Raw genomic sequence first — 22,656 nt, 5'->3', positions numbered from 1 at the left:
CCCATTCACTTATGGGTGATCCGGTGTTAGCGTCGAACGTGCGACGACGCCACCGGAGGGCGACCTGATGACGATCGAAGACACGAACGCGCCGACGCGGCGCGCCGAGCGCGAGCGGCTCGATGCGCTGCCCACGCCGACGCTGCAGAAGGCGGCATCGCCGTTCATCGCGGTCGGCAGTGCCGCGAACATCATCATGCAGTTGTCCTGGCCCGCGGTCGGCTACGGGGTGAAGGACAGCGTCGTCGAGTCGGCCCTGTTCCGCGACCCCGAGCGCCGCCGTCGCACGACGCTGGGGTTCATCGCGGTCGCCGTGTTCGGCAACGCCGAGGAGCGCGCCGCGTTCCGGCGCGCGACGAACCGCTCGCACGCCCAGGTGCGTTCGCCCGAGGGCGCGAAGCCGGCCTACAACGCCTTCGACCCCGAATTGCAGCGCTGGGTCGCGGCGTGCCTCTACATCGGGTTCGAAGACGCCTATGAGGCCGTGTGGGGCGAACTCGACGACAGCACCCGCGAGGCGATGTACGCCGAGGGCGTGGTGCTCGGCGGCATGCTGCAGATGCCCGCCGACATGTGGCCCGCCGACCGAGCGGCCTTCCAGGAGTACTGGGAGGACGGCCTCGAGCGCGCGCACATCGACGACTCGGTGCGCGCCTACCTCACCAGCGTCATGCGCCTCGAGTACCTGCCGAAGCCGCCGCGGCGCGCACTCGTGCGACTGCGCGAGCTGGCCACGGCCGGCAGCCTCCCCCCGCAGCTCCGCGAGCAGATGCAGCTTCCCTGGAGCGAGAAGCACGCGCGCAGGTTCCGTCGCTTCTCGCGCACGGTCGCCTGGGTGGTCCGGCGGATGCCCCAGAGGCGACGCACCGCGATGTTCACCGACATCCTCGACGACGTGAGGCTCCGCATGGCCGAGGGGCGACCGATCTTCGAGTGAGGCCCGGGCGACGCTGCATCCGTCGCCCGGACCCCTGCCGCCTAGAGTCCCGCGACCCGGCCGACGAGGTTGACGCGGATGCCGATGCGGTCGAACAGCGCGGCCTTCGCGATGAGCGCCGTGTCGGCGGTCTCGGCGTCGGGCGCGTAGACGAGCTGGGCGTGGTTCGCCTTGTGCCGGGCCATGAACTGGTCGCGGGTCACGTCGTGCAGCACCACGTGCGCGATCGGCCACTCCGGGTTGGTGGCGTCCTTGCGGCGCTGGGTCTCCTCGTCGGGCAGCGAGACGACGGTGCCGCGGAAGACGTCGGCCTGCAGGATGCCCTCGGCGATGAACACGCGGGAGATCACGACCTCGCCGGGCTTGGAGACGCCGTTGATGGTCGCGCCGCCGGCCGGGAAGAACACCGGACCCTGACGCCACCCCTCGGCCTTGTCCCAGCCGCCGAGGTGCGATGCCGGCACCGAGCCCGAGATCTCGTAGACCCAGACGAACTCGCCGTCGTACTCCTCGCCCCAGCGCACGTCGTGCAGGGTGTTGTCGGGCACGAGGCCCATCGCGCGCCACACCCGGTCGGTGATGAGCGCGTCGACCGCGACGCCCTCGTCGGCCTCGTTGAAGTGCGGGAAGGCGCGACCCGGGAACAGCTCGCGGGACCCGTCGCGGGAGAACACCGGCGGGCGCTCGGTCGAGTTCAGCACGCCCTCGGCGAGGTCGGACGCCGGGACGAGGTCCTTCAGCCCCTGCTGGTACTGGATGCCCACGGCATCCAGTCCGAAGTCGTCGGCGATGCGCAGTGCGGCGATGTACATCTTCATCTGCCAGCGCACCTGGGCCTCGGTCAGCTCGGTCGCCTCGTCGGTGCCGAAGCGGAAGGTCATGCCGCGGTCGGTCAACCAGTCGCGGGCGGCGTCGGCGGCCGCATCCGTCACCTCGAGCATCTCGGCGTAGAGCGCCGACTGCGACAGCCGCTCCTTGTAGATGCCGGTGCGGTTCAGCAGCTCGTCGTCGAAGATCGCGTTGTACATGCCCATGCAGCCCTCGTCGAAGACGCCGATGATGGCCTTGTCGGCGAGCAGCTCGTCGCCGAGGGCGCGGCCGAGGGCGACCTCGGGGGTGTCGGGCAGTGCGGGCAGCGGCCGCACGTGCGAGGCGTCGTGGGTGATGGCGCCGGTCTCCGTCCACTCGGCGAGGCCCGCGAGGAACCAGTCGTCGGTGAAGTCGACCGACCAGATCGTCGCGTACGGCTTGCCCATCTTGGTGAGCCCGGCGTTCAGGCCGAGCAGGCCGACGAGGCCGGGCCAGTCGCCGGCGAAGTTCGCGACGGTGAGGATCGGGCCGCGGTGCGTGCGCAGGCCCGCGAGCACGTGGTGCGAGTACTGCCAGACGGCCTCCGCGACGATCAGCGGAGCATCCGCGGGAATGCCCTTGAACACCTCGAGGCCCATGCGCTGGCTCGAGATGAAGCCGTGGCCGGTCTCCGGGTCGACCCCGTTGGCGCGCACGACGCTCCAGCCGAGCTGCTCGAGCGCGGCGGTGACATCCGCCTCCATCGCGGCCTGCGTGGGCCAGCCGGCAGCGTTCGCCGACTCCCGGAGATCACCCGAGGCGATCAGGTAGGCCGTCTTCGGCGGCGCTGCCGGGCGGGTGACGGGGGCGGGTACGGCGTAGGTGCTCATAGTGCGGGTGTCCTTTCAGTGGTTCGTCGGCGACGGGCGTGCGCGCGTGCGACGGCCGACGGCACCGAAGGTCCGGCCCGGAGCATCCGTACCTCCTCGTCGGTCGTCGCACAGCTTATGTTGAAATCGATTTCAAGGCCAGCCCGCGAGGTCGCTCGGCCGCAGGTCCGGCGGTCAGGTGGCGCGGGCGCCGGGCAGGAGCTCGCCCCGCAGCGTGATGGTTCTGGCCGCCTCGACATCGCCGGCGAGCCGCTCGAGCAGCATCCGCGCCGCGGTGGTGCCCATCTCGCGCGCGGGCAGGCGCACCACGGTCGCGGTCTCGCGCGGGAGGGTCGCATACGGCAGCGAGCCGATGACCGCGACGCCCACCCGGGGCGGCGTCAGGTCGCGCTCGGCGAGCCGCTGCAGGACGCCCACGCCCAGGAGGTTGTTGCCCGCGATGTACGCGTCGGGCTCCGGCTCGCCGGCGGCCCGGATCCCGTCGAGCGCGTCGCGCCCGCCGTCGACGCCGAAGGTCGAGTACCGCAGCAGCGCGGGGTCCGCGGCGGCCCCGCGCTGCTCCAGCGCGTCCGCCCAGCCGAGCGCGCGCTCGCGCGCCGTCTCGATGTCCTCCGGCCCGGTGATGCACGCGATGCGCCGGTAGCCGGCCTCCCACAGGTGCGCGGTCGCCTGCGCGCCGGCATCACGATTGGCCATGACGACCGAGTCGACGTCCAGCCCTCCGCGGCGGTCGACGGCGATCACGGGGCGGCCCGCTGCGATGAACGACGACACGTCCGTGCCCGGCCCCGCAGCCGCGATGATCAGGCCGGCCATGTGCGCGGACGCCGCGATGTCGAGGTACGCCGCCTCCTTCACGGGGTCTCCGTCGGAGTTGCAGAGCACGACCGAGTAGCCGGCGTCGGATGCCGCGTCCTCGATGCCGCGCGCCATCTCGGTGAAGTACGGGTTCTCGATGTCGGGGATGACCAGCGCGATCGCCTGGGCGCTCTGCGTGCGCAGCGTGCGCGCCGTGCGGTTCGGCACGAAGCGCAGCTCCTGGGCGGCACGGCGCACCGCCGCGGTCTTCGCCTCGGAGACCGGCACGCCGTTGAAGACGCGCGACACCGTCGCCGGCGAGACCCCTGCACGTCGCGCGACGTCGTAGATGGTGGCCATGCTCCCCCGCTGTCCGGTCGTGTCCGTCGGCCCGGCCGCGAGCCTCAGCCCGCCGCCGAGACCGGGACCAGCGCGGCGCTCGACCGGTCGGCTCGGAGCTGGAACTCGAAGCGGCTGCGGTCGCCGCGGTGGTGGGCGATGAAGTACTCGATGGGCACGCCGTCGGCGTCCCGGCTCACGCTCCGCAGCAGCAGCACGGCGGAGCCGGGCGCGAGGGCGAGCAGGCGCACCTGCTCGGGGCTGGCGACCGTGGCCTCGGCCGAGCGGACGCCCTCGACGGCCTCGATGCCGTGCTCGGCGAGCACGCGGTAGAGGGATGCATCGGTGAGGTCGCGTCCGAGGGTGACCTCGCCGACCCGACCGGGCATCCAGGTGGTCGAGAGCGACCACGGCTCGCCGTCGACGTAGCGGAGCCGCTCGAGGGCGACGACCTCGTCTCCCGGCTCCACCTCGAGGGCCTCCGCCACCTCGGCCGAGGCCGCCTCGCGCTCGTGCCGCAGCACGTCGCTGTGGACGTGGCCGCCGCGACGCTCCACGTCCTCGTAGAGGCCGATGAGCGTGTGCACGAGCGTCTCGCTCGTCTTCGGCCGCGCGACGAAGGTGCCCTTGCCCTTCACCCGTTCGATCACGCCCTCGTGCTCGAGCTGGGCGAGCGCCTGCCGCACGACCGTGCGGGAGATGCCGTACTGCTCGCAGAGGCGCAGCTCGCCGGGCAGCAGGTCGCCCGGACGCAGGCTGCGCTCCGCGATCCCGTCGATGATGAGTCGGCGGAGCTGGTCGTACATCGGCGCGGCGGACTTGCGGTCGATCGCCGAGGGGGCGACCGGTGCGTCCGCGTCGGTGGTGGGCCGGTTCATCTCAGTACGCCACCCCCGCGTGGAGGATCACGTTGGCGTACGGGGTGAACTCGCCCGACCGCACGAAGGCGCGTGCGTCGTGCGTGCGCCGCTTGAACTCCACGTGCGGAACCAGTTCGACCTCGATGCCGGGGAGCCGCTCGCGGATCGCCTCGAGCACCTCCGGGCTGCGATCCGCGACCTCGGCGGACACCGTCGCGCCCTCGACGACGAGTTCCGCAAGCACGGTGTCGAGCACGTCGAGGAATGCGGGCGCGCCGGGACGGTAGGCGAGGTCGATGCGCTCGCTGCCTGGGGGGATCGGGAGTCCGGCGTCGGTCACCACGAGCAGGTCGGTGTGCCCCGTCTCGCTGATCACGCGCGAGAGCGCGGGATTGATCGTGGTGTCGGTCCTCCTCATGCGGAGTGCTCCTTCGTGGCTGCGTGGGCGTGTTCGCGCAGGAACTCCTCGACCCGGTCACGGGTCGGCAGGCTGGGCGATGCGCCGCGTGCGGTGACGGTGAGCGCCCCCGCGGCGGCTGCGCGCACGACCGCGTCCTCCAGGGAGCGGCCCTCCGCGAGGGCGGCCCCGAGGTAGCCCGAGAAGGCGTCGCCGGCGGCGGTCGTGTCGACGGCCTCGACGGGGAACGGCGGGATGAGCCGCTCGCCCTCGGCCGTGACGAGCATGGCGCCGGCCCCCGCGAGGGTGACGACCGCGGCCGTGACCCCGCGCTCGAGGAACCAGTGCGCGGCGCGGACGGCCGACGCGGGATCGACGACGTCGATGCCCGTGATGACGCTCGCCTCGCTCTCGTTGGGCGTGACGATGTCGACCGACGACCACAGCTCCTCGGGCAGCGCCGCCGCCGGCGCCGGGTCGAGGACGACCGTGAGGCCGCGGGCGTGACCGGTGCGGATGGCGTGCGCGGCGAGGTCCGCGGGGATCTCCAGCTGGGTGAGCAGCACGCCCGCGCGCGTGCCGAGCGCCTCGAGCGCCGCGTCGACCTGCTCCACGCTGAGGGCCGCGTTCGCGAGCGGGACCATGACGATGTCGTTCTGCGCGGATGCATCGACGCGGATGTGCGCGATGCCGGTCGGGCCCGGGACGGTGCGCAGGTGGGAGATGTCCACGCCCGAGTCGCGGAGGCCGTCGACGATCATGTCGCGGAACAGGTCGGAGCCGACGCAGCCGACGAAGCACGCATCGGCGCCCGCGCGTCCGGCGGCGACGATCTGGTTCGCCCCCTTCCCGCCGAGCACCAGCGTGAAGTCGTCGCCGAGGATGGTCTCCCCCGGCACGGGCAGTCGTTGCGAGAACGTCGTGAGGTCCGCGGTGACGCTTCCGACCACGACCACCCCCGTCGACGCGGTGGGTTCCGACCTCGGCATCCGTCCTCCCGGGGGTCCATTGACTTCGATGTCGCCTGTCATTACATTAGACCAGTCCTCACCTGTAACAACAGGTTGTCCCCGGAAGGAACCCGATGCCCGCGGCACCAGTCCTCTACGTCGACAGCGCCGACGTCGACCGCGTGGGTCCGCTCCTGCGCGACGGCCTCGTCGCGGGCGTCACGACCAACCCCACGATCCTCGAGCGCGGCGGCCGTCGCATCGGCGACCTGCCCGAGCTCTACGCGCGCTGGGTCGAGGAGGGCGCCGGCGAGGTGTTCTTCCAGACCTGGGGCGACAGCACGGCCGAGATGCTCGCGCACGCCGACGAGATCCTCGCGCTCGGCGACCGCGTGGCGGTGAAGGTGCCGGCGACGCGCGACGGGTTCGCGGCCACCCGCACGCTCGTCGGCAACGGTGCGACGGTGCTCGTCACCGCGGTCTACTCGGTGGCCCAGGCGCTGGCGAGCGCGGCGTACGGCGCACGCTACATCGCGCCGTACCACGGCCGGCTGCGGGACGCGGGCATCGACGGCACGGAGCTGATCCGGCGGATGCAGGCGGTGTGCGAGGGCTCGCAGACCGACGTGCTCGCCGCGAGCCTGCGATCGCCCGATGACATCGTCGCGCTCCGCGAGGCCGGCGTGCCGTTCTTCACCGCTGCGCCGGACGTCATCCTCGGCCTGCTGCACGACGACATCAGCGAGCGTTCCGCCGCGGACTTCGCCGCGGCGGTCGAGCGCATCTCCTAGCCCGCGACGAGGGCCGCCTGGCGGAGCCATCGCTCCACGCCCGAGACGTGCGCAGTCGCGAGCGCGGTGGCGAGCACCACGTCGCCGTCCGCGATCGCCTGGACGATCGCGCGGTGCTCGGCGAGGGTCCGCTCCACGGCGCCGGCCTCGGTGAGACCCCGCCACACGCGGGCGCGGACCGTGTGGCTCGTGAGCGAGTCGATGAGTCCCGCCAGCGTGCGGTTGCCGGCGAGGTCGACGATCGCGCGGTGGAAGCGGATGTCGTGCTCGACCAGGGTCTCGACGTCGGCGCTCCGCGCGGTCTCGTCGACCTCGCGCGAGAGGGCCTCGACGTCGTCGGGGGTGCGCCGTTGCGCGGCGATGCCCGTGGCCTGCGACTCCAGCATGCGCCGGACCTCGAACACCTCGAGGAGCGAGCGGTCGTCGTGGACGTCGAGCACGAACGAGATCGCCTCGAGCAGGAGGCGCGGCTCGAGGCTCGTGACGTAGGTGCCGTCGCCGCGGCGCACGTCGAGCACGCGGATGACCTCGAGGGCCTTGACCGCCTCCCGCAGGGAGTTGCGCGAGAGCCCGAGCCGTTCGGAGAGCTCCTTCTCGGGTGGGAGCCGATCGCCCGGCGCGAGCTCGCCGCTGACGATCATCGCCTTGATCATCTCGATCGCGTCGTCCGTGACAGCCATGCCCACATGGTAGGTGGTTCCGGGCCTGCGGTCACGGGGTGCGGCCACTCGTGACATCCGATGTCGTGCCGCAGTCTCGTGGTTCCCGGCTCGCATCAGCGTGATTGACAGGACAGACATCCGATGTTTAGACTTCCCCTCGTTCCGCCCGCCGGGCTCGAAGAGGAGTGTGTCCGTGACCCGCATCGTTGCACTGGAGACGACCGACGTGCGTTTCCCGACGTCGTTGAGCCTCGACGGGTCCGACGCCATGAATCCCGATCCGGACTACTCGGCGGCCTATCTGCGTCTGGTGACGGATGCCCCGGGCGGCGAGTCCGGCCACGCCTTCGTCTTCACCATCGGACGCGGCAACGACGTGCAGGTCGCTGCCCTCGATGCGCTCGCCGGCCACCTCGTCGGACGCGAGCTCGAGCCGCTGCTGGACGACATGGGCGGCACCTGGCGCGACCTGGTGGGCGACTCGCAGCTGCGCTGGCTCGGCCCCGAGAAGGGCGTCATGCACATGGCGATCGGGGCGGCGGTCAACGCGCTCTGGGACCTCAAGGCGAAGCGCGCGGGGCTCCCGCTGTGGCAGCTGCTGTCACGGATGTCCCCCGAGGAGATCGTCGACCTGGTCGACTTCCGCTACCTGACCAATGCGCTCACGCGCGACGAAGCCCTCGAGATCGTCCGCACCGCGGTCGACGGCCGCGAGGCCCGGGAGGCCGAGCTGCTCGCCACGGGCTACCCGGCATACACCACGAGCCCCGGCTGGCTCGGCTACTCCGACGAGAAGCTGGCGCGCCTCTGCCGTGAGGCGATCGCCGACGGATTCCCCCAGATCAAGCTCAAGGTCGGCGCCGACCTCGACGACGACATCCGCCGCATGCGCATCGCGCGCGAGGTGTGCGGGCCGGACTTCCCGATCGCGATCGACGCCAACCAGCGCTGGGAGGTGTCGGAGGCCATCGCGTGGGTGAACGCCCTCGCGGAGTTCTCGCCGGCGTGGATCGAGGAGCCGACGAGCCCCGACGACGTCCTCGGGCACGCCGAGATCGCCCGCGGCGTCGCGCCCGTGCGGGTGGCGACCGGGGAGCACGCGCAGAACCGCGTGATCTTCAAGCAGCTGCTCCAGGCGGGGTCGATCTCGGTGATGCAGATCGACGCCGTGCGCGTCGCCGGCGTCAACGAGAACGTGGCGAACCTGCTGCTCGCGGCGAAGTTCGGCGTGCCGGTCTGCCCGCACGCCGGCGGCGTCGGGCTCTGCGAGGCGGTCCAGCACCTCTCGATGTTCGACTTCGTCGCCGTGAGCGGCTCACGGGAGGGGCGCATGATCGAGTTCGTCGACCACCTGCACGAGCACTTCGTCACCCCCACCGACATCCGCGCCGGCGCGTACCGGCCGCCGCTGGCACCCGGCACGGGCATGGAGATGCTGGCGGACAGCGTCTCGGCGTACACCTGGACGGGCAGCCACGCACCGGCCTGACTCCACCACGAACGGATCGACGCCGGTCGCGCACCGGCCTGACATGGGAGCGACGATGCTCGAGGGAATCCACCCGTTGCTGACGGGCGAGCTGCTGCACCACCTGGACGACATGGGCCACTCCGACGCGATCGTCGTCGCGGACGCCCACTTCCCCGCCGCGGCGGTCGCCGGTCGCCTCGTCGTGCTGCCCGGCACCACGACGCCGGACGTGCTCGCCGCGGTGCGGACGGTACTCCCGCTCGACGACGCGCCCGCCCTCGACCTCATGACCTCCGCCGACGGATCCGTGCTCGACGTGCAGCGCGAACTGATGGCGGCTGCCGGCACCGATGTCGGCTCGACCCGGTTCGTCGACCGCTTCGCCTACTACGAGGCCGCACGTGCGGCGTTCGTCGTGGTGCGCACGGGCGAGACCCGCGTCTACGGGAACGCGCTGCTGCGCAAGGGCGTGGTCGGATGAGCGTCGGTGACCGCCCGCGATCGGTGCTGGAATTGAAATCGATTTCAGCCTATTCTGGCCCTGGACTACGACGAGGAGCCACCGTGCGCAGCTTGCAGCCCTTCGCGGATGAAGGCGTTCGCGTGGGCGGCGAGGTGGTCCGGGTCGTCCCAGAGGTTGCGCCAGATCGCGAGCGTGTTGCTCAGCGACGGGCTCACGACCGCGCTCGAGAACGACTCGAAGACCACCGGGCCGTCGTAGCCCGAGACGGCGAGGGCGCGGAAGAACGCCGGGAAGTCGACGGAGCCGGTGCCCAGGTAGCCGCGGTGGCTCTCGCCGATGTGGACGTACCCCAGGTGATCGCCGGTCTCCGCGACGGCGCGGCCGAGGTCGGCCTCCTCGATGTTCATGTGGTACGTGTCCAGGTGCAGGCTGACATCGCCGGCGCCGACGCCGCCGAGGAACCGCAGGCCCTCTCCGGCCGTGTTGAACACGTTGGACTCGTAGCGGTTGACGACCTCGAGCGACAGGCGGATGCCCCGCTCCGCGGCACGCTCGGCCAGGCGCGCGAGGGCCTCCTGGCTGTGCCCGACGCCGAGTGCGGTCGCGGGAGCCGGGTACTTGCGCATCGCGGAGTAGATGACGCCGCAGAGCACCTCCCCGCCCATCGCGGCGACGTGGTCGAGGCAGCGCTCGAGCGTCTGCTCGCCGGCGGCGACGATCGCGGGGTCCTCGCTGCTGAGGTCGGTCGCCTCGGTGAGTCCGAGCGATGCGGTCACCTGCAGGCCGCTGTCGGCGAGCAGTCGCGCCGCGAGCCCCGAGTCGAACGACTCGGGTTCCATGAGCGGGATCTCGAGCAGGTCGAAGCCGGCACCGGCCGTTCCGTCGATGGCGCGCTGCAGTCCCGCAGCGTCGAACGTGCCGGTGAAGACGAGCGCATGGGCGCCGATGAGCATGGCTTCCTTCCCCTCTCGCACGGCCGTCGTGCGGGAGCTGTGACCAAGATGTTATTACAGGTCTTCCTTTTGTCATCAGATGTAGTTACATTTAGATACAACCCAGCGCGTCGCACCCGCGGCGCAGGAACCGAAACGGTCGGCCGCCCCTCGGCGACGAGGAGCTCCGGCAGTGAACGACCTCCGATGGAGCAGGTGAAAGTGTGAGCGAACCCATCCTCAGCGTGGAGGGGATCAGCAAGGGATTCCCGGGCGTCCAGGCACTCCAGGACGTGCACCTCGACGTGTACGCCGGCGAGGTCCTGGTCCTCGTGGGAGAGAACGGCGCCGGCAAGTCGACGCTCATGAAGATCCTCTCGGGCATCTACCAGAAGGACAGCGGGAGCATCCGCTTCGACGGCCGCGAGGTCGAGCTGACCGGCCCGCTGCAGGCCCAGCACCTCGGCATCACGATCATCCACCAGGAGATGAACCTGATGCCCGACCTCACGGTCGCGCAGAACATCTACATCGGCCGCGAGCCGATGGCGGGCCCGTTCGTGCTCGAGAAGCAGCTCAACCGCAAGGCGAGCGAGCTGCTGGAGCGCCTCGGCATCGCCATCGACCCGAAGCAGCTGGTGGGCGAGCTGACCGTCGCGAAGCAGCAGATGGTCGAGATCGCGAAGGCCCTCTCGTTCGACGCCAAGGTGCTCATCATGGACGAGCCGACCTCGGCCCTGACCGACACCGAGGTCGAGACCCTCTTCACGCTGATCGACCAGCTCAAGGCGCACGGCACCGGCATCGTCTACATCTCCCACCGCATGGACGAGCTGCGCCGCCTCGCCGACCGCGTCACGGTGCTCCGCGACGGCTCCTACATCGGCTCCCTCACCAAGGACGAGATCAGCGCGCCGCGCATCATCGAGATGATGGTCGGCCGCCACATCGACGAGGGCACCCGACCCGAGGCGCGCGAGCACCTCGGCGACCCGATCGTGCTCGACGTCAAGGGGCTCTCGACGAAGTCGCTCCTGAAGGACGTCTCGTTCCAGCTCCACAAGGGCGAGATCCTCGGGTTCGCCGGGCTGATGGGCGCCGGCCGCACCGAGACGGCGCGTGCGATCATCGGCGCCGACCCGCGCGAGAGCGGCACGATCGAGGTCGCCGGCAAGCCGGCGCACATCCGCCAGCCCGCCGACGCCGTGAAGCTCGGCGTGGGCTACCTCAGCGAGGACCGCAAGCTCCTCGGCCTCATGCTCGAGCAGGACGTCACGTTCAACACCGTGCTCGCCTCGCTCGGCACCTACGCCAACTCCATCGGCTGGATGTCCGACGGCAAGGCGAAGTCGCAGACCAAGGAGTACGTGCAGTCGCTGCGCGTGAAGACGCCCTCGATCAACCAGATGGTCAAGCTGCTCTCCGGCGGCAACCAGCAGAAGGTCGTGATCGCGCGGTGGCTGCTGCGCGACTGCGACGTGCTGATCTTCGACGAGCCGACGCGTGGCATCGACGTCGGCGCCAAGGAGGAGATCTACCGCGTCATGCGACTGCTCGCCGAGAGCGGGAAGTCGATCATCGTCATCTCCTCGGAGCTCCCGGAGATCCTGCGGGTCGCGAACCGGATCGTCGTCATGGCGAACGGGCGCGTCACGGGGACGCTCCGGAACGAGGAAGCCAGCCAGGAAAAGATCATGCAGTTCGCCGCGCACGCGGAGGAGGAAGAATGAGCACCCAGCAGACCCCAGGACCGTCGACGACGACGGTGATCCAGACCGCCGTGGACGAACCCACGGGTTCCGGCGGAGCCGGAGGGTTCCTCAAGCGACAGCTCCAGCAGTCGCTCGCCTTCGGCACCCTCGTCGTCCTCGTGGTGTTCTTCTCGATCTTCGGGAACAACTTCTTCACCTGGAGCAACATCTCCGGCATCCTGCTGGCGACCGCGGTCATCGGCATCCTCGCCCTCGGCACGACGTTCGTCATCATCACCGGCGGCATCGACCTGTCGATCGGCACCGGCATGACCCTCAGCGCGGTGATGACCGGCGTCTTCATCGCCAACATGGGCCTGCCGGTCTGGGTCGGCGTGCTCGGCGGCATCGCCACCGGCGTGCTGATGGGGGCGATCAACGGCGTGAACATCACGTTCTTCCGACTGCCACCGTTCATCGCGACGCTCGCGATGATGATGATCGCGCAGGGCCTCGCGCTCGTGATCTCCGGCGTGCGCCCCATCTACTTCTCCGGCCCCGCACCCGACTTCAAGCAGATCGCCCTCGGCACCCTGATCCCGGGCCTGCCGAACGCCGTGCTCATCACGATCGTGCTCGCCGTCATCGCCTACCTGGCGCTGAACAAGTCGCTGCTCGGCCGCTTCACCTTCGCGATCGGCTCGAACGAGGAGGCCACGCGCCTCTCGGGCGTGAACACCCGTCGCTGGAAGATCTTCGTGTACATGTTCGCCGGCGCCTTCACCGGCGTGGCGGGCGTGGTGCTCGCCTCGCGCCTCGACTCGGCCCAGCCGCAGCTCGGCGTCGGCTACGAGCTCCAGGCGATCGCCGCGGTGATCATCGGCGGCACGTCGCTCCTGGGCGGCCGCGGCTCGATCCTCGGCACCGTGATCGGCGCCCTCATCATGAGCGTGCTGATCAACGGCCTGCGCATCATGTCCATCCAGACCGAGTGGCAGAACGTCGTCGTCGGCATCGTGATCCTGATCGCGGTGTTCTTCGACTCGCTCCGCAACCGCTCGGGCACCTAGGCACTCGGCGGCGACGCGCGCCCGCCGTCGAGGTGCCGCCACCCGCACCGGGGGCACCCATCGGCGCGTGACACCAGAATGTCCGCACCACCGGTCATTTGTCATCACAGAACAATGGAGTCTCAATGAAGATCGGAAAGAAGACCGCCTTCGCAGCCACGCTGGCGGCGGCAGCGCTCGCCGTCGCCGGGTGTTCCAGCTCGGGCGACGACACCGCCTCCTCGGGCGGCGACGGCGACACGATGTACATCGCCCTCGTCTCGAAGGGCTTCCAGCACCAGTTCTGGCAGGCCGTCAAGACGGGCGCCGAGCAGAAGGCCGAGGAGCTCGGAGTCGAGATCACCTTCGACGGCCCCGCCTCGGAGACCGAGGTCGACGCGCAGCTGCAGATGCTGCAGACCGCGATCGACAAGGACCCGGCGGCGATCGCCTACGCAGCGCTCGACCCCGAGGCCTGCATCCCGCTGTACGAGTCCGCAGAGGCCGCGGGCATCCCGATCGTCGAGTTCGACGCACCGTGCGACAGCGAGTACTCGCAGTCGCTCGCGGCGACCGACAGCCTGGTCGCCGGCGCGCTGGCCGCACAGCACATGGCCGAGCTCATCGGCGGCGAGGGCCAGGTCGCGATCGTCGGCCACAGCCAGATCAATTCGACCGGTGTCGAGCGTCGCGACGGCTTCGTCAACGAGATCGAGGCGAACTACCCCGACATCGAGATCGTCGACATCCAGTACGGCGACGGCGACCACCTCAAGTCGGCCGACATCGCGAAGGCCATGATCGCGGCCAACCCCGACCTCAAGGGCATCTACGGCACCAACGAGGGCTCGGCGATCGGCGTGGTCAACGCCGTGAACGAGCTCGGCCTGCCCAAGGGCGAGCTGACCATCATCGGCTTCGACTCGGGTGCCGCCCAGATCAACGCGATCAAGGACGGCACGATGGCCGGCGCCATCACGCAGGACCCGATCGGCATCGGCGAGACCGTCGTGCAGGCGGCCTACGACGTGGCCAACGGCGAGAGCGTCGAGGGCTTCTACGACACCGGCTCGTACTGGTACGACGCCGACAACATCGACGACCCCGAGATCGCAGCAGTGCTCTACGAGTAGTCGTTCGCACGTGGAGGGCCCCCGCCGTCGGCGGGGGCCCTCTCGCGTGTCCGGGGTCGTGCGCGCGGTGTCCGACGCGAGTCGCGCACGGGCGCGAACCCGGGGCGGATGCGCCGGGTCAGCGCGACAGGTCGAGCAGTCGCGCCGGGTTGGCGACCAGCATCCGCTCGACCGCGGCATCGCCGACCCGCGCACGGAGGCGCGGCAGGTACCGAAGCCCGAGGTACTGCAGGCCCGGCATGCCGCCGTACGCCAGGTACCGGGTGCGGCGGGCGACGTCGCCGCCGAGCACGACGCGATCGCCCGCACCGGCGTCGAGCACCCGCTCGGCGAGGTCGAGCAGGGCCGCGTCGCTGACGCTCCGGGGGCGGGCGAAGCCGTCGTAGCCGAGGAACGCGCCGCGTGCCGCGAGATCGGCGTGCAGTCCCGGATCGGGATCGCGGTCGGCATGCGCGAGGAGCACGCGGTCGGCCCGCACGCCCTCCGCGCCGAGGAGGTCGAGCACCTCGTGCGCCGCGGTGCAGAACTCGAGGTGCACCATCACGGGCGCGCCGGTGGCGCGGTGCGCCTCGGCGAGGGCGTCCAGGGTGGTCCGCTCGAAGGGCGAGATGCGCCAGTAGTCGATCCCGCCCTTGAGCATGCCGGCGCGGACGACGTCGCCGCCGGGCGCCCGGGCGGTCGGGCCGTCGTGCGACACGTCGCTGCGCAGCATCCCGTCGGCCACGTCCGCGGCGAACCGGCGCGCGAGCTGCTCCCGGCTCCACGAGTGCAGCGGATGCCCCGGGGCGTAGTGCGCCTCGCGGTGCCGGCCGGTCGTGGCGACGATGCCCAGGCCGGTCGCGGCGCTGATGCGCGCGAGGCCCTCGGCGTCGCGGGCCAGCCCCATCGGGGTGGCGTCGACCATGGCGTCGAAGCCGCTGGCACGCAGCGAGGCGGCCTCCTCGCCGGAGGCCGCCTCGTCGTCGAGCTCGTCGCCCGGCAGCAGGGGCGAGACCTGGAACAGGTGCTCGTGGGTGTTCACCGCGCCGAGCGCGTCGGCCGCGACGTCCCCGAGCACCGTGCGGATCATCGCGTCGTCCCGGCCGCCTCAGCCAGCTCGTCCACGATCTCGGGGGTGAGCTCGAGGTCGAAGACGTCCGCCACCACCTGGGACCATCCGTGGATGAAGTACCGCCAGCCGTCGACGACGTGGAGCCCCCGCTCCGGTGCCTGCGCGGCGGCCTGGTGCATGAACTCCAGCGTGCCCCGGTAGTTGAACTCCCACACCCAGGCATCCTCGGGGAAGACCGCGTCGTCGGGCAACGGCGAGCCCGGGCGATCCTTGCCGAGGCCGGTGGCGTTGACGACGAGGGACGAGCGCGGCGCGGCGGCGACGAGGGCCGCCGACTCCGCGAGCGAGTCCACCCGGCGGTACTCGATCAGCCCCTCGGGCGTGCCGCGCAGGTCGTGCACCCCGCGGAGCTCGGCGAGCTTGTCGTCGCTGCGGGCCGTGACGGTGATGCGCGACGGCCGCTCCGACGGTTCCCGCTCGGCGAGCGCCCAGGAGAGCGCCGTGCCGGATCCGCCCGCGCCGAGGATGACGACCTCGCCGCCGGTGCGCGAGAAGTGGTCGCGCCCGAGGAAGTCGTCCAGCGCGAGCGCGACCGTGATCGGGTCCTTGGCCTGACCGACCAGTCGGGAGCCGCGCTTGGAGATGCTGGAGATCTCGCGGCAGGAGCGGGCGAAGTCGTCGAGTTCGTCGAACATGTCGGATGCGGCGGCGAAGACGTTCATCTTGTGTGTCGTGACGAGCGCGCCGCGGTGGTGCGGGTCGTCGCGGATGGCGGCGACCAGGGCGCGGTAGTCCTCCCGCGTGGCGTCCATCGGGAGGTCGTGGCCGACGAGCCGGTCGGTCGGGAGCCCGAGGATGCCCGCCCACAGCGGGAAGACGGCGTTGATCGAGGACGAGCCGGTGCTGACCCCGACGAATCCCATCCGGTCCGCGTTCATGCCGCTGCTCCCTGCTCGTCGCGCACCGCTCGGAGCGCGTCGGCGAAGCGCCGCGCCCGCCGCGTGATCTCGTCCATGTCGCCCGCGGCCAGGGCCGAGCCCGGCACGAGGTCGCCCCCGGCGCCGACGGCGACCGCTCCCGCCGCGTACCAGGCGGCGACGTTGTCGGGCGTGACGCCGCCCGTCGGCATCAGCGGCACGTCGGGCAGCGGTGCCCGGAGCGCCGAGAGGTACGAGGGGCCGCCGAGCGAGGCGGGGAACACCTTGACGACGTGGCTGCCGAGCCCGTGCGCGACCATCACCTCGGTGGGCGTGAGGGCGCCGGTCATCGTGACCAGTCCCGTGTCGAGCATCGCCGCGGTGAGGTCGGGCAGCGTGCCCGGGCTGACCAGGAACTGCGCTCCCGCCGCTGCCGCGCTGCGGGCGTGCTCGACCGTGGTGACGGTGCCGGCGCCGACGAGGACGTCGTCGCCGTGGCGCTCGCGCACGGCGGCGATCACGCCGGGCGCATCCGGCGTGCTGAAGGTGACCTCGATGCCGGTGACGCCGCCCGCGACGAGCGCGTCGACGACGGCGAGGGCGGAGTCCGGCGAGGGTGCGCGGAGCACTGCGAGCACGCCGGCATCGCGGACGGGGGTGAGGAGGTCGGTCATCGTTCTCGCTTCCCGAGGGTGTTGACGGGGTACGGGGGCGGGTCGCCCGCGAGCACGGCCAGCGCGCACTCGAGGGACATCGAGCCCATGTTGTCGACCGCCTCGGCGGTCTGGGCGCCGAGGTGCGGCGTGATCGTCACGCGGTCGGCGAGGTCGGGGGCCAGCAGCGGACTCGCGCCGCCCGCGGTGTCGCCGGCGAGCATGTCGGCCGCGTAGGCGCGGAGTGCGCCGTCGCGCAGCGCGTCCGCGACGGCGGCCTCGTCCACGAGGTCCGCGCGGGCGGTGTTGACGATCACGGCGCCGGCGGGAAGCGTTCCCAGGCGCACCGGGTCGACGACCTGCCGACCGCCCGGCGCGTGCAGGGAGATGACGTCCGCCTCGGCGAAGAGGTCGTCCAGCCCGGCCGCCTCGGCCCCGGCCGCGCGGATCGCGTCCGACGGCAGGTAGGGGTCGGCGGCGAGCACGCGCGAGCCGAAGCCGCCGAGCCGTGCCGCGACCCCTCGGCCGATGCGCCCGAATCCGACGATGCCGACCACGGCGTCGCCGAGCTGGCGCCCGCGTCGCGCCGCCCAGTCGCCGTCGCGCACCCGACGGTCGCCGTCGACGGTGCCGCGCAGCGCGGCGAGCATCAGGCCGACGGCGTGGTCGGCGACGGCGTCGGCGTTGGCGCCGGGGGTGTTCGTGACGGCGATGCCGCGGCTGGTCGCCGCGTCGACGTCGACCGCCTCGACGCCGACGCCGTAGCGCGCGATCACGCGCAGGTGCGGGGCGGCGTCCAGGTGCGCCGGGGTGACCGGGCCGGTCCCGGCGATCCAGGCGTCCACGCGCGGGAGCACGTCGGCGAGTTCGGCCAGGTCGTGGTGCGACGGTCCGCGCAGCAGCTCGTGCCCGGCGTCGGCGATGCGCCCGACGAGGTCGGAGCCGCCGTCGCCGAACGAGCGGCTGGTGGCGAGGATGACGGCCATCAGGCCTCCCCCGCACCCGAGAACCAGGGCTCGAGTGCCGTGTAGGCGGCGGTGAAGCGCGCGTGGCGGCGTGCGTACGCCTCGTGCCGCGCCGCATCCGGCTCGTACACGGCCGTGACCTCGCTCAGCGAGCGCGCCGCGGCGAAGTCGGCGACCCCGAGGCCGACCGCCGCGGTGACCGCGGCGCCGAGGCTGTTGGCCTCCTCGACGACGCTGCGCCGGCGCACCGGGACGCCCCAGATGTCGGCGAGGATCGCGAGCCACGCATCGCTCTGGGCGCCGCCCCCGACCGCGTCGATGCGGTCGATGCGGGCGCCGGCCGCCCGGAACGCCTGGATGCAGGTCAGCAGGTTGAAGCCGACCCCCTCCAGCACGGCGCGCACGAGGTGACGTCGTTCGTGGTGGCGCGCGAGGCCGACGAAGGCGCCGCGCGCGTCGGGATTCCACCAGGGGGATCGCTCACCGAGCAGGTAGGGCAGGAAGTAGAGGTCGTCGGTGTCGGCGTCCGCCGCCGCCTCCGCGACGAGCCGGGACGTGTCCGGTCGCGTGCGGTCGGGCGAGAGCGCCTCGGAGATCCACTGCACCGAGGCGCCGCCGGCCTGCATCGTCGCGGTCGGGACGAACGACCCGGGAACCACGTTGTCGAAGGTGAAGGTGCGCAGCTCGGGGTCGTGCAGCGGGGCGTCGCTCGCGAACGAGATCCAGGAGGAGGTGCCGAGGCAGACGTAGGCGCCGTCCTCGGGCGCGACGATGCCCGATCCGACCGCGGCCATCGGGCCGTCGCCGCCGCCCATCACGACCTGCACCGACGACGGCAGGCCGAGCGCGGCGGACGCGTCGGGCCTGAGCGAGCCGACGACCGTGACCGAGTCGACGATCTCGGGGAAGAGGCTGCGGTCGAGGCCTGCGGCCGACAGCACCTCGTCGGACCAGGTCCCGGTGGCCTGGTCGTACGCGTTGGTGCCGCTCGCATCCGACCGGTCGGTCGCGAGCCGGCCGGTGAGGCGCAGCACCACGTAGTCCTTCGCCACGCACCAGCGGCGCACGCCGGCCCAGGTGTCGGGCTCGTGGTCGCGCACCCACATGACCTTCTCGATCGAGTAGGTGGGATTGAGCCGGTGGCCGAGCACTTCGTAGGCGTGCCGCTCGCCGAGCGCGTCGCGGAGGCGCCGCTCCTGGTCGCCCGCGCGCGTGTCGGCCCAGATGATCGCGGGACGCACCGGCACGCCGTCGCCGTCGAGGAGGACCGCGCCCATCATCTGCCCGCTGACGACCAGGCCCCGGATCGCGGCGGGGTCGACGGCCGCACGCTCGAGGAGCTGTCGGGTCGCCGCGACGACGGCGTTCCACCAGTCCTCGGGATCCTGCTCCGCGATGCCGCCGGAGGCGAAGTGCGCCGGATACGCGACCGTTACGGCGGTCACGAGCCTGCCGTCATCGTGGTGGAGCGACGCCTTGTTGCCGGTGGTGCCCAGGTCGTGCGCGATGATCATCGGTCAGTCGCCGTAGGCGCGAAGGTCGAGGGATCCGTCGGCCGCGCGGTACGCGCGGTTGCCCATGCCGTGCTCGAGGACCCAGCCGTAGTCGTGACCGGCACCCCCGGGGTAGACCGCGAGGAAGGCGTAGGGCTCGTCGCCGACGTTGACCGAGCGGTGGGCCCAGCCCGGCGGGATGTAGCCGATCGTGCCCGGCCGCATCTCGAGCCACTCGACCCGCTCGCCGTCGAACATCAGGAGGCCGCCTGTTCCGGTCAGGGCGAGGTAGATCTCACCCTGGTGGTCGGGGTGCTGGTGGCCCTTGGTCATCCAGAACTCGCCGGCGGTGGTTCCCGGGTGGATCGTGGTGATCGACTGCGGCAGTTCGCGGGCGACCTCCGGCACGGGCGAGCTCGTGACGGTGTACACCACGGGGTCGTCGTCGGCGACTGCGGACTCCCAGGCGTCGTGGTCGCGGAACAGGCCCTCGAGGTCGCTCATGCGCCGGGTGAGCGTGGGGCCCTCGGGGCTGAGGGTGCACGCGTCCGCGTCGAACCGGATCGCGAACGGGGCGATGGGCGGGGTGTGGAACTCGGGCACGTGTCCTCCTCGACGATCCCGAACGTACATGTAATGACAAGTGCAGTGTAGCTGTCATTACAGGCTGCGTCCACCCGTGTTCGCGCACGGATGGACGCGCACGGATGCCGCGCGCGCCCACGCGGCCGCCCGATCGTTCGTCAGGCCCGATCGGCCGCGGTGTCCCACCAGGCGAGCACGCGGGTGCCGATTAGCGTCAGCCACTTCGACGGATGCCCCTCCGGGACGTCCATGTCGAACCAGGTGCGACCGGGCAGGCGCAGCTGCTGGGTCCACGTGCCGTCGGGCCGCCGTGCGGCGCGCACCGCGTCGACGGCGTCCACCAGGCGCGGGTCGGGCGTCCGCCCCTCCAGCTCGGCGGCCTCCCGGAAGTGGTCGAGCGCCGCGAGCGCGCTGTAGCGGTGCCGATTCGGGTAGAGGAACTCGGTCACGAACGGCGCGACGACCTCCCCCGTGGTCGCCCGGTACATGAGACGCCGCTCGAGCAGGTACTCCTCGCCGCCGTGCCGCGCCTCGCGCCCCGAATCGTCCCCCGTGATGCGCTCGTACGCGAGCATGCCGCGCAGGGCATTCAACGTGGAGTGGAACGACGAGCGCACCGAGTCCCCCTCCTCCGCCTCGCAGTTCCAGCCGCCGTCGGCGAGCCGGTGGTCGACGAACCACCGCGCGAGCCCGGTCACGTCGGCCCCGAGCCAGGCGCCGTTCGCGAGGGTGAACGAGTTGATGCAGACGTCGACCTCGCCGTCCCAATAGGGCAGGTCCTCGTACTCCCACCGGCTGTTCGCCGCGAGGAGCTCGACCGTGCCGTCGAGCTCCGACGCCTCGAGCCCGAACTCGCGCAGGTCCTTCAGCGACCAGGTCGTCGCGTGCCACGGCTGCCCGGGCGCCTCCGCCTCCGGGCTGCCGAAGAAGCCCGCGGGGAAGTACGCACCGCCCGCCCACTGGCCGTCGGGGTCCTGGTGCGACCGCAACTGCGCCCCGAAGCCCTCGGTCGCGACCCGTGCGCGGGTCGCCTGCCAGACCTCCGGCGGCGCGCCCGCGAGGTCGCGCTCGACCTGCCAGCGCAGTGCGGGGTCGGAGTCGAGGAGCCAGTCGAGCAGCGCAGCATCCGTCGTCATGCGGGCACCATACTCCCGGCGGGTGACGCCGTGCCCCCGTGCCGGCCGACGCGCACGCACCTCGCACGCGAGCCCCCGCCGATTCCGGCGGAGGTGGCGGCCGGCGACCGGAGCGGCTGACGGGCGGGTGGGTCAGGCGCTTCCGAGGAGCCCATCGAGCACCCGGGCGACGCCCTCCCGCTCGCACGGGGGTGCGACCCGGTCGGCTCGGGCGAGCACGCTCTCGTGCGCGTCCTCCACGGCGTAGGCCGTGCCCGCCCAGGCGAGCATCGGGAGGTCGTTCGGCATGTCGCCGAACGCGACGACATCGGCGGCGGGCACCCCGAGCCGGGCGCACAGCGCCTCGAGGGCACGCGCCTTGGTGACGCCCGGTGCGCTGACCTCGATGAGCCCGGCCACCGACCAGGTGACCGTCGCGCGATCGCCGACCGCGGTGACGACCCGGCGGCGCAGCTCGTCCGAGGGCACCTCCGGGTGGCGCACCAGCAGCTTCACCGCCGTGCGGTCCCAGACCTCCGGGAGGGGGCCGCGCGGCACGGTCGCGGAGGCCTGGTAGGTCTGCCGGTACGAGGGGTCGAGCCGGATGCCGTCGTCGCACTCCACCGCGAAGTGCGCGCCGGGCACCGCCGCCGCGATGGCGTCGGCGACCGCGAGGCCCGCCTCGGGCTCGAGCCCGGCGAGCGTCTCGATGCGTCGGCGCGGCACGTCGAAGGTCACCGCGCCGTTGGAGACGACCGCGAAGCCGTGGGCGCCGACGTGCGGCCAGAACGCCTCCATCCGGCGCAGCGGCCGACCGGTGACGAACACGACCGGGATGCCGGCGGCATCCAGCCTCCCGAGCACGCGCGCGGTGAACGCCGGCACGTCGTCGCTCCCGTTCGGCACGAGCGTGCCGTCGAGGTCGGTCGCGACGAGCACCCCGCAAGCATAGGCGCGTGCCCCCCGTTCGGGCGGCTACCGGCGGACCGCAGGGTCCCGCTAGCCTGCCCAGAGGTCCGCGACAGTCGTCGAAGGGCGTGACGGGGCGGGAGCCCGGCGCACGGATCGCACGGGGAGGACGCCCCTGTTCCGGGGGCGGAGACGAGGGGACGTCCGCATGCTCACCACCCGCACCCGGGGCCGCGCGCCAGCGGTCGCCGCACTGCTCGCGCTGGGCCTCGCGCTCGCCGGCTGCTCGGCGGACGCGTCCGAGGACGCATCCGCCGAGGCGCCCGACACCGCGGCCGAGGACGCCACGACGGAGGACTCCGGCGGCGAGGCATCGACCGGCGCGCTGCTCGGCACCGGCGACGCCGTGGTCGAGATCGACGGGGTGGAGCACCGGTTCGCCACCGATGGCGCCGACGGCCGCTGCGAGGTGCTGATGGGCGCCGCGCTGCTGGTGTCGATGCCGCTCGTCGAGGCGAACGGCGTCGAGATGCCCGAGGGCTCGGGCGAGCTCACCGTCGAGGTGCCGGTCGACGCGGACGACGTGGAGGTCGTCGAGGCCTACGCCGAGGTGCGGGTCGACGGCAACGGCCACTGGTTCGCCGGCGCCGCGGACACCGCGACCGCCAGCGGCGTGGAGACCCCCGACATGGCGCTCACGGTCGACCGCGACGAGTCGGGCGCGGTGATCAGCGGCACGCAGCCCATGGTGCCGCTGGTCGCCGGGTCGCTCCCCGACATCGACGCGGTCATCACGGTCGACTGTCCCGCCTGATG

The 22,656-nt window shown here is 72.0% G+C and carries 23 protein-coding genes; 8 read left to right on the top strand and 15 right to left on the bottom strand.

Annotated elements, in window-relative coordinates:
• Positions 1-67 precede the first annotated feature (67 nt).
• The gene (locus tag ABZK10_RS05115; RefSeq protein WP_353808110.1) at positions 68-937 is read left to right on the top strand and encodes an oxygenase MpaB family protein; all 870 of its coding nucleotides are present in this window, start codon (positions 68-70) and stop codon (positions 935-937) included.
• Between the two features lie 41 nt (positions 938-978).
• Here ABZK10_RS05115 and ABZK10_RS05110 read toward each other — a convergent pair whose 3' ends face one another.
• From ABZK10_RS05110 to ABZK10_RS05090, 5 genes are all read right to left on the bottom strand, one after another.
• A complete protein-coding gene (locus ABZK10_RS05110) occupies positions 979-2,616 on the bottom strand; it encodes a fucose isomerase (protein WP_353808109.1) in 1,638 nt (545 codons plus the stop codon).
• Between the two features lie 174 nt (positions 2,617-2,790).
• Entirely contained in the window at positions 2,791-3,774 is a 984-nt protein-coding gene (locus ABZK10_RS05105; RefSeq protein ID WP_353808108.1) for a LacI family DNA-binding transcriptional regulator, read from the bottom strand.
• 44 nt (positions 3,775-3,818) lie between these two features.
• Positions 3,819-4,631: a GntR family transcriptional regulator gene (locus ABZK10_RS05100; RefSeq protein WP_353808107.1), complete on the bottom strand. Its 813-nt coding sequence runs from the start codon at positions 4,629-4,631 to the stop codon at positions 3,819-3,821.
• 1 nt (position 4,632) lies between these two features.
• On the bottom strand, positions 4,633-5,031 hold the full coding sequence (gene rbsD / locus ABZK10_RS05095) for a D-ribose pyranase (protein WP_353808106.1): 399 nt from the start codon (positions 5,029-5,031) through the stop codon (positions 4,633-4,635).
• Entirely contained in the window at positions 5,028-5,999 is a 972-nt protein-coding gene (locus ABZK10_RS05090; protein WP_353808105.1) for a ribokinase, read from the bottom strand. Before ABZK10_RS05090 ends, rbsD begins: the two co-directional genes overlap by 4 nt.
• Positions 6,000-6,094: 95 nt before the next feature.
• Here ABZK10_RS05090 and ABZK10_RS05085 point away from each other — a divergent pair, with 95 nt between their 5' ends.
• Positions 6,095-6,751: a transaldolase family protein gene (locus ABZK10_RS05085; protein WP_353808104.1), complete on the top strand. Its 657-nt coding sequence runs from the start codon at positions 6,095-6,097 to the stop codon at positions 6,749-6,751.
• Here the strand turns inward: ABZK10_RS05085 and ABZK10_RS05080 are convergent.
• Positions 6,748-7,431 (bottom strand): FadR/GntR family transcriptional regulator, encoded by a 684-nt coding sequence (locus ABZK10_RS05080; RefSeq protein WP_353808103.1) that lies wholly within the window; start codon positions 7,429-7,431, stop codon positions 6,748-6,750. The two genes, ABZK10_RS05085 and ABZK10_RS05080, sit on opposite strands and share 4 nt — an antisense overlap.
• Before the next feature lie 175 nt (positions 7,432-7,606).
• On the opposite strand from ABZK10_RS05080, the gene ABZK10_RS05075 reads away from it, so the two are divergent.
• Together ABZK10_RS05075 and ABZK10_RS05070 are read left to right on the top strand one after the other, a co-directional pair.
• Positions 7,607-8,902 (top strand): L-fuconate dehydratase, encoded by a 1,296-nt coding sequence (locus ABZK10_RS05075; protein ID WP_353808102.1) that lies wholly within the window; start codon positions 7,607-7,609, stop codon positions 8,900-8,902.
• A gap of 55 nt (positions 8,903-8,957) precedes the next feature.
• On the top strand, positions 8,958-9,365 hold the full coding sequence (locus ABZK10_RS05070) for an RbsD/FucU family protein (RefSeq protein WP_353808101.1): 408 nt from the start codon (positions 8,958-8,960) through the stop codon (positions 9,363-9,365).
• A 65-nt stretch (positions 9,366-9,430) separates the two neighbouring features.
• Here the strand turns inward: ABZK10_RS05070 and ABZK10_RS05065 are convergent, their stop codons facing one another.
• Complete coding sequence (locus tag ABZK10_RS05065; protein WP_353808100.1) at positions 9,431-10,300, bottom strand: sugar phosphate isomerase/epimerase family protein; 870 nt, start codon at positions 10,298-10,300, stop codon at positions 9,431-9,433.
• A 203-nt stretch (positions 10,301-10,503) separates the two neighbouring features.
• Between ABZK10_RS05065 and ABZK10_RS05060 the strand changes: the two genes are divergently transcribed.
• The 3 genes from ABZK10_RS05060 to ABZK10_RS05050 all read left to right on the top strand — a co-directional run bounded on the left by ABZK10_RS05060 (position 10,504) and on the right by ABZK10_RS05050 (position 14,152).
• Positions 10,504-12,009, top strand: coding sequence for a sugar ABC transporter ATP-binding protein (locus ABZK10_RS05060; RefSeq protein WP_353808099.1), 1,506 nt, complete (start codon positions 10,504-10,506; stop codon positions 12,007-12,009).
• Positions 12,006-13,040 carry an ABC transporter permease gene (locus ABZK10_RS05055; protein WP_353808098.1) on the top strand — a complete coding sequence of 345 codons (1,035 nt, stop codon included), beginning with the start codon at positions 12,006-12,008 and terminating at the stop codon, positions 13,038-13,040. The genes ABZK10_RS05060 and ABZK10_RS05055 overlap by 4 nt, the downstream gene beginning before the upstream one ends.
• A 125-nt stretch (positions 13,041-13,165) precedes the next feature.
• A complete protein-coding gene (locus tag ABZK10_RS05050; RefSeq protein WP_353808097.1) occupies positions 13,166-14,152 on the top strand; it encodes an ABC transporter substrate-binding protein in 987 nt (328 codons plus the stop codon).
• Positions 14,153-14,270: 118 nt separating this feature from the next.
• Here ABZK10_RS05050 and ABZK10_RS05045 read toward each other — a convergent pair whose 3' ends face one another.
• The 8 genes from ABZK10_RS05045 to ABZK10_RS05010 all read right to left on the bottom strand — a co-directional run bounded on the left by ABZK10_RS05045 (position 14,271) and on the right by ABZK10_RS05010 (position 21,870).
• Positions 14,271-15,209 (bottom strand): phosphotriesterase family protein, encoded by a 939-nt coding sequence (locus ABZK10_RS05045; protein WP_353808096.1) that lies wholly within the window; start codon positions 15,207-15,209, stop codon positions 14,271-14,273.
• A gap of 8 nt (positions 15,210-15,217) precedes the next feature.
• The gene (locus ABZK10_RS05040; protein WP_353808095.1) at positions 15,218-16,141 is read right to left on the bottom strand and encodes a shikimate dehydrogenase family protein; all 924 of its coding nucleotides are present in this window, start codon (positions 16,139-16,141) and stop codon (positions 15,218-15,220) included.
• The gene (locus ABZK10_RS05035; RefSeq protein WP_353808094.1) at positions 16,138-16,794 is read right to left on the bottom strand and encodes a bifunctional 4-hydroxy-2-oxoglutarate aldolase/2-dehydro-3-deoxy-phosphogluconate aldolase; all 657 of its coding nucleotides are present in this window, start codon (positions 16,792-16,794) and stop codon (positions 16,138-16,140) included. Before ABZK10_RS05035 ends, ABZK10_RS05040 begins: the two co-directional genes overlap by 4 nt.
• Complete coding sequence (locus ABZK10_RS05030; protein WP_353808093.1) at positions 16,791-17,759, bottom strand: NAD(P)-dependent oxidoreductase; 969 nt, start codon at positions 17,757-17,759, stop codon at positions 16,791-16,793. The genes ABZK10_RS05035 and ABZK10_RS05030 overlap by 4 nt, the downstream gene beginning before the upstream one ends.
• The gene (gene xylB / locus ABZK10_RS05025; RefSeq protein ID WP_353808092.1) at positions 17,759-19,252 is read right to left on the bottom strand and encodes a xylulokinase; all 1,494 of its coding nucleotides are present in this window, start codon (positions 19,250-19,252) and stop codon (positions 17,759-17,761) included. Before xylB ends, ABZK10_RS05030 begins: the two co-directional genes overlap by 1 nt.
• A gap of 3 nt (positions 19,253-19,255) precedes the next feature.
• Positions 19,256-19,834 carry a glucose-6-phosphate isomerase family protein gene (locus ABZK10_RS05020; RefSeq protein WP_353808091.1) on the bottom strand — a complete coding sequence of 193 codons (579 nt, stop codon included), beginning with the start codon at positions 19,832-19,834 and terminating at the stop codon, positions 19,256-19,258.
• 140 nt (positions 19,835-19,974) lie between these two features.
• Positions 19,975-20,952 (bottom strand): squalene cyclase, encoded by a 978-nt coding sequence (locus ABZK10_RS05015; protein ID WP_353808090.1) that lies wholly within the window; start codon positions 20,950-20,952, stop codon positions 19,975-19,977.
• A 132-nt stretch (positions 20,953-21,084) separates the two neighbouring features.
• The gene (locus ABZK10_RS05010; protein ID WP_353808089.1) at positions 21,085-21,870 is read right to left on the bottom strand and encodes an HAD family hydrolase; all 786 of its coding nucleotides are present in this window, start codon (positions 21,868-21,870) and stop codon (positions 21,085-21,087) included.
• Positions 21,871-22,048: 178 nt separating this feature from the next.
• Between ABZK10_RS05010 and ABZK10_RS05005 the strand changes: the two genes are divergently transcribed.
• Positions 22,049-22,654 (top strand): hypothetical protein, encoded by a 606-nt coding sequence (locus tag ABZK10_RS05005; protein WP_353808088.1) that lies wholly within the window; start codon positions 22,049-22,051, stop codon positions 22,652-22,654.
• The last annotated feature ends 2 nt before the right edge of the window (positions 22,655-22,656 follow it).

Origin of the sequence: Agromyces sp. SYSU T00194, assembly GCF_040496035.1 — a bacterium.
Classification (GTDB): domain Bacteria; phylum Actinomycetota; class Actinomycetes; order Actinomycetales; family Microbacteriaceae; genus Agromyces; species Agromyces chitinivorans.
This window is presented reverse-complemented; position numbering and strand designations above follow the sequence as displayed.